Origin of the sequence: Bradyrhizobium sp. 31Argb, assembly GCF_043638955.1 — a bacterium.
In the GTDB taxonomy this organism is placed as follows: Bacteria; Pseudomonadota; Alphaproteobacteria; order Rhizobiales; family Xanthobacteraceae; genus Bradyrhizobium.
Window position 1 is genome coordinate 1 of sequence record NZ_JBEGDB010000379.1, and the last position, 5,952, is coordinate 5,952.

Here is a 5,952-nt window from a genome sequence, read left to right on the forward strand (position 1 = left end):
CTGCGCCAATACTGGATGCCGATCCGCTACGCACGCGCCCGCTGATCACTGCGGACGTGGGAGCTCTTACCGCTTACACATAGCCGGACTCTCCCGAATTGCGCGTCTTGACGCCCTTATCGGCCTCATCCTGCATCTGAGGATTGTTAGGTGCCGACTGCTGTTGCTGCTGTGCTGTCGCGGGCATCCCGATGGTGGTTCCCAGAGCGACAAGCAGCGCGAAAATCGAAGTTCGCATCTGTGCTCCTCCTGTGTTCGCCCCTTGCTCAAACGCGTGAAGTCGCGAACGTTTCCCGGAGCATTAGAACAAGGCTGGAGCCATACGCTGAGCTACGCCCGATTAGGCGCGATCAACCCAGAGCATGCCGCCGGTATCGTCGGCAAGGAGCCGGCCAAGCATGCCGTAAAACAACGGGCCCCAGATCAGAGCAGTAGTGAACTGGGGTCCGCACCCAAATGGAATGTACCTGCGCTAACCCATCCGATAAGCGTCGAGTGCATGCGCCAGGAAAATTCCCACGCTCACCAGCGCGAGGATTGCTGCAGAGGTCTCGATCATTGCTGCATCTCCCGTTGTGCCAGGGAGGCGAGATACCTGCTGCACGATTGTTCCCAGAACAGGTCCAATATGAACTGCATGTTAGCCATCCCAGTTTTCCTTTTGAAACGTAGATAGCTCGCACTTTGTTTCAGGACTTTTTCGTCGGCAGTGGAAAATGGTTTCGTGCGATGCAAACGTTCCGGCGCCTGACACAGTCCGCCACGCAAGCGACAAGATCAGGCCACAATCCGCGGGGAGTTCGGCTGCGGCGGCGAATACGTGCAAGGCGTCGGGATCAAGGGCCAGACATCCGCACATCATAGTCGCCGCGCGATAGGGAGAGAGACACTCTGCAGCGGATCAGTTCTTGCCCGCGGTACCCGGGCTTGATCCTCCGTACTGCGACGATCCCGTGCCGCTCAGCGAGGTCGGGCCACCGGCTGTGCCGTTCGGGTTACCGTAATTTTTCGCGTGGTGGGCGCGGTGGTGACGCTTGGCGGCATCTGCCGGCACGAAGGTCAGCGAGAGCATGGCCAAAGTGGTCAAGGCAACTGCAACGAACTTCATTTCACTTCCTCCTGGAGGGATAGGTTCGTGTAGTTGGGCGCCCTGCGGAGGAAAACGAGATCAGGTCTGCATCGCCGCCAGCGAGTTTCGTGCGAAATGAAAACGTGAGCGCGAGCAGGAGCCCGGCCGAATTTAATGCCGAGTGAGTCTTTTACGACACACCTTTAGCGTGCAAACGAGTGAGGATATATCACGCTGCCCTGAAAGCGCGAAGGGCGCCCCCCAAAGGGGCGCTCTTACCCACACACCAACCTCCACCACCAGGCGAATAAGCCCGCGAGAAGGGGTGAAGACGTCTGGGAAACCGCTGCGGCTCTCGTGTAGTTGCCGGCGATCTCGAGCATGGCGTTGCGCGACTCGTCGAGGAGGCACAGCGCAGCAACTCGGGGGAAAGAGAAGCATTTCCAAACGGTAAATGGGTAGGTCAGTCGTGCTGTCATAAAACTATCATAAAATTCCACTCGGCCCCCATCACTTTTGTTGGATCGATCCTCGCCCGAGCAGGCTACGGGGCGTCGTGGGAGTGAGTTATTTGAAATCATGCCGCCGGTTGCGGGCTCGAGTCCGACGCCTGGCGGACATAAACGCTCTGACGGCATAGCCAACCAGAGCGCCGACAAGAAAGACGCCCGCCAACAAAGCTGGTGCAGGCAACTCCATGGGAGGATCCCTGCTGGGGTCAACAACTGATTAGTGGCCCAAACGCGCTGAAATTCCCCACACAAGCCGGTGAGATTCTGTCCATGGGTGATTAACTCGCTCCACGATCCCCGACTGACAGTCTCAATCAGCGGCGTCTCGGCCTGCTGGAAGGCCGGCAGGTCCAGCGAGAGCGGGCCGCACTTGTTATGGGCGACGGTCCTCGATCGCCACGGCCTGGTCAAGCGTAGCGGCGGGCCGTGCCATCGCGCGCGGCATGCCGCTCTTGGAAGGCGACACCGGCATGAGGGCGGAGCATCAGGAACGCGACGCCAGCAGCAAAACCGCGACAAGATTTGCCACGAACAGCGTCGCATCGATGACGAAGATCCTGAGCATCGGGCCCTTCAATACGGGCCAGTATGCCACCCCGACGCGTCCCCCGCGCATCAGGACCGGGAGGTTATAGGCGAACTGGCTGAAGTGACACGCGGCGAAGAACAGGAACAGCGCAAGCTGCGCGTCAATCGCCTGAAAGAAGGGCGGCCGGGCGAGCAGATAAAGCGACAACAGGCCGATTGGCAGATTGATCCCGCCCAGAAATGCCACGCTGGCCGACAAGGTCGGCGCAATCGGATTTCCGCGCTCTTCCCGGGGCACCAGGATCTTCAGCGTATTGCGCTGGGCAATGCTGAACTGGATGAATGCGCCGCCGAACCAGAGTGCGTTGAGGAGCAGGACGAAATCCGAGAATCGCATGGGCTACTTTCCGTAGAAGGCTTCGCTGCGCACCACACGGCCGGCATCATCGAAGTCCATGAACTCGCTGGCGCGCGTGTCGCCCAGTTGCCACCACACCGTTAGGCGCGCAATCGTTTCGTCCCAGCTCCAGTCCAGGATTTTCAGGTCTGCGTTTTCGATGCCTCCATAAGCCTTGCGCCAGTAGGCGCGAATGTTCTCGGCGCCAACGACCACGGGAGAATCCGTCAGTTTGAGCGCCAGGGGGCTGCGCATCTCGGCGTTTTCGGCCAAATGCGAGACGACGGCGTCGATATCAACCTTGCACCAGTTGGCGCACCACGCCTCGACAAAGCGCCCAGCGGTCGCCCGGTCCATTGTCCGTCCGCTCATGCTTCTGGCCTCCCCGAGTGCAACTGCCGAAGAGTGGCACGGTGCGACAGTGACGTCAATCATGTTGACCTGAGAGCGCAGTCAGTTGTTGTCGGCGATGGCTTCCATAACGGCCATCCACGCGGCCGCGCCGGACGGGCCAGCACGATCAAATGCCTCACGCAGGACCTCCCGCTCGTAGCCCGATGCCCGTTGTTCGATGCGTTGCCCTGCCTGCGTCAGGCGCAGCAATTTGGATCGATGCTGCTCGGGCGACCGCTTCGATGTCAGGAGTTTGCGCTCGAGCAACAGGCCGAGCGGCCGGTTCAAAGCTTGCTTGGAAATGCCGAGGACCTCGATCAGCGAGCCGATCGAGATGTCGGGCCGCCGTGCGACGACATAGAGAATGCGATGGTGCGGGCGTGATAGGCCAAGCGTGGCAAGATACTGGTCGGCCGAGAGCGTCATACCGCGCCAGCCATAGTACATGAGCTCCAGCGCCGCGTCCAAATCGTGGAGCTTGTTGAGCGAGGCGCGGTGCAGGCCCGCGGCGTGAGAAGCAGTTTTTTGCATTTGCCAATCCTCGGCAGCTTCTTCACAGCCTGCCAAAAGCCGCCATTCGTGCGCGATCAAGCTATGGCTAGAGCACCACGTGCAGTCTATACGCACCAGCCTGTGGCTGGCGATCGAAGACGGCGGCAGCGGCGAGCGTATCATTGCCGGAACGATCACCGACGTGCATCGGCATTCGTTCCGGCTGAATTGATTGCAAATCGCTATCCGCAGAAGCTGCGTCGGTGACGCTGCAGCTCAGCGATAGCCTGCTTTAGCCCAGCGATGATCCGTGCCCGTCGGCGATCGGGCGGACTTAGCGCGCCTTCCAATATTCCAAGTCGAAATGACAGCCTGTTGATCTCGCGGGTTGTCCAGATGTCTACGCTCGTTTTCAGCATGGTGCATGGTTCCCAAGAATCGATCCGTCGCGGTTAGCGAGTAGGCGATGGATAACGAGCAAGTTCAATCACCTCCGGACATAGCCACCTTCGTGCGAATTGGCTTCATCGCATTCCGTGCGATGCGGCGGTACTCAACCAGCATGTTGTCACGAAACGCGGTCTTGGTCTGGCAAAGGTGCTGGAGTGTGGTTGCGAGCCTTCCGATAAGCGCAACCAGGGTTTGCAGCTCATCGACCGTGATCGATTTGGCGAGGAGTTGCGGCGTTAAGTGAGCAATGCCTCGATTTCGGAAATGCGTCAGGCGACCGTGCACCTGCCAATCTATCTCGGCATAGGTTCGGAAGAATTCGCGGATCAAATCGGCTCTAGACGGCGGTCCAAAGATATCCGGCCCCCGTCGCGAGGCCACAGCACGTAGCAATCCCTTCCGCACGCGGTACAGCTTGAGCCGACGGTGAACCGCCTGAAAGCTCACCACCTTCTCGTCGCGATCAAGCAAGAGCGAGACCCGCAGCGCCGCCATCAGGATCGTATCGCCGTGGAAGCCGTAAAGAGCCTGGCTCCAATCGTGCCCGGGATCGTGAGGGTTGGCGTCGGCAGCATCAGCGAGGCCAGCCGCCAGCCCGAACGAGATAACGCACCCTGCAGTGACGTTGATCAGCCGCTCCGCGTTCCGAAAGATGAAGTCGACGTCAGGGTCGATCTGGCTCACCTGTTGCGATTTCCACATCAATACACGGTCCGGCGGTCTTGCCGGTGCCGCAGGCCTTGGGCAAGATCAGCAGAAGGGGTCCGGGCTTTCACCCAGACCCCTCCCTCTGGGGAGCCATCTCAGTGGGCTTTTGAAGGCCGGCGACGCAACCGCCGGCCTTCTGCTTTCCAACCGAGCGAATCCAATCCTAGACGAGGGCGGTCCCGCGTTAAGTGAGCGCGCGCGTTATTCACGATTCACACAAGCGAGGTGGGAACGCTATGCCCTGGCCAGTCGCCCGACTTAATCACCACCCGGCGCATCTTGAAACCGAAGGGGATTTCTTCTATATCTTTTGAAGAAATGGAAGGGAGTCCCAATGGACCAAATCGGACAGCTTGAGCAGATGGTAATGCTTGCCATCCAGCGCCTGCAGCCCTCCGCTTACGGCATCTCGCTGCAGAAGGAACTTAAGGTGCGCACGGGCCGCGAATACTCGGTCGGCACGATCTATGCCGTGCTGGACAAGATCGAGCGCAAGGGCTTCGTGAAGCCGAAACAGGGCGAGGCAACGCCAGAGCGTGGAGGCCGGGCCAAAATCTACTTTAACCTGACCGCACAGGGGCAGGCTGCACTTCAGGCTTCGTTGAGCGCGATCGACAATCTGCGGGCCAACCCCCGCTTCGCCCCGGTGATGTCATGAAAATGCCGAGCGATTCCCGCCTGTCATTGGTGGCCGACGAAATTCTGGAAGCTGTCGGCAATCTACGGCTTCAGACCGCTGTCGCCAATCTACGGGTCCAGGCGCACGGCAATCTTGCCAAAGATTCAGGCCACGATCTCGAAATCGAGTTCGTTGACCCGAAGGAGACATCGGTCGTTCTTCAAGTGAAGATGCACTCCCGGTCGACGGTCAATCAGCCCGAGATCAAGAAGCGAACAAATCCGCCCGGCTTTGGAGAAGCGCTTGTCGTGCTGTTCGCCCCGAAGGATCGCATCGATGCCGTTCTTGGTGACCTGTCTGAACATTTCGTTGAGGAGGTCGCTGAGAAAGGGCTGGGGCGTGCCAAGCTGCTGTTCTGGGTGCGCGTCGCTCGCTCAATCGGACCGCTGTTTTGGATGAAGGTCCGCAATCTCGGCCTCGTTGCAGCCCTGTTTGAGTTCGGGCGGCGCTTCATCTCCTAAGAACTGGGTTGGCGACTCCTCGGCCTCGCGCATGCGCAGCGCCAGGAAGCCCCCGCGAATCATGACGCCGACGATGGCGGCAATGGCGATGATGATCGCCCCGGCAAAAAGGGCGGCGATCATTTCTGCAGACCTTCAATCGTCCGCGCGAACGCGCTCAGCGCTGCTACACGATGTAGATGGCGACCTAGGCCGTGTGGACAGTTACCTTATCCAGAGCAGAGTGGCGGCAATGGCGACGACGGCGAAGTAGTTTCGCGCGG

8 protein-coding genes are annotated in these 5,952 nt (G+C 59.7%); 2 read left to right on the forward strand and 6 right to left on the reverse strand.

Annotated elements, in window-relative coordinates:
• Nucleotides 1-73: 73 nt before the first annotated feature.
• From AAFX91_RS37930 to AAFX91_RS37955, 6 genes are all read right to left on the reverse strand, one after another.
• Nucleotides 74-238 carry a hypothetical protein gene (locus AAFX91_RS37930; protein WP_394569902.1) on the reverse strand — a complete coding sequence of 55 codons (165 nt, stop codon included), beginning with the start codon at nucleotides 236-238 and terminating at the stop codon, nucleotides 74-76.
• Nucleotides 239-901: 663 nt separating this feature from the next.
• Nucleotides 902-1,108 carry a hypothetical protein gene (locus AAFX91_RS37935; RefSeq protein ID WP_130580143.1) on the reverse strand — a complete coding sequence of 69 codons (207 nt, stop codon included), beginning with the start codon at nucleotides 1,106-1,108 and terminating at the stop codon, nucleotides 902-904.
• A gap of 957 nt (nucleotides 1,109-2,065) precedes the next feature.
• A complete protein-coding gene (locus AAFX91_RS37940) occupies nucleotides 2,066-2,506 on the reverse strand; it encodes a hypothetical protein (RefSeq protein ID WP_130580144.1) in 441 nt (146 codons plus the stop codon).
• 3 nt (nucleotides 2,507-2,509) lie between these two features.
• Entirely contained in the window at nucleotides 2,510-2,878 is a 369-nt protein-coding gene (locus AAFX91_RS37945; RefSeq protein ID WP_165421226.1) for a nuclear transport factor 2 family protein, read from the reverse strand.
• 81 nt (nucleotides 2,879-2,959) lie between these two features.
• Complete coding sequence (locus AAFX91_RS37950; protein ID WP_028165529.1) at nucleotides 2,960-3,430, reverse strand: MarR family winged helix-turn-helix transcriptional regulator; 471 nt, start codon at nucleotides 3,428-3,430, stop codon at nucleotides 2,960-2,962.
• A gap of 444 nt (nucleotides 3,431-3,874) precedes the next feature.
• On the reverse strand, nucleotides 3,875-4,525 hold the full coding sequence (locus tag AAFX91_RS37955; RefSeq protein WP_130580146.1) for a hypothetical protein: 651 nt from the start codon (nucleotides 4,523-4,525) through the stop codon (nucleotides 3,875-3,877).
• A 391-nt stretch (nucleotides 4,526-4,916) separates the two neighbouring features.
• Here AAFX91_RS37955 and AAFX91_RS37960 point away from each other — a divergent pair, with 391 nt between their 5' ends.
• Together AAFX91_RS37960 and AAFX91_RS37965 are read left to right on the forward strand one after the other, a co-directional pair.
• Nucleotides 4,917-5,207, forward strand: a complete 291-nt coding sequence (locus AAFX91_RS37960; protein WP_394569903.1) for a PadR family transcriptional regulator — start codon at nucleotides 4,917-4,919, stop codon at nucleotides 5,205-5,207.
• Between the two features lie 29 nt (nucleotides 5,208-5,236).
• Entirely contained in the window at nucleotides 5,237-5,689 is a 453-nt protein-coding gene (locus AAFX91_RS37965; protein WP_245476365.1) for a permease prefix domain 2-containing transporter, read from the forward strand.
• The last annotated feature ends 263 nt before the right edge of the window (nucleotides 5,690-5,952 follow it).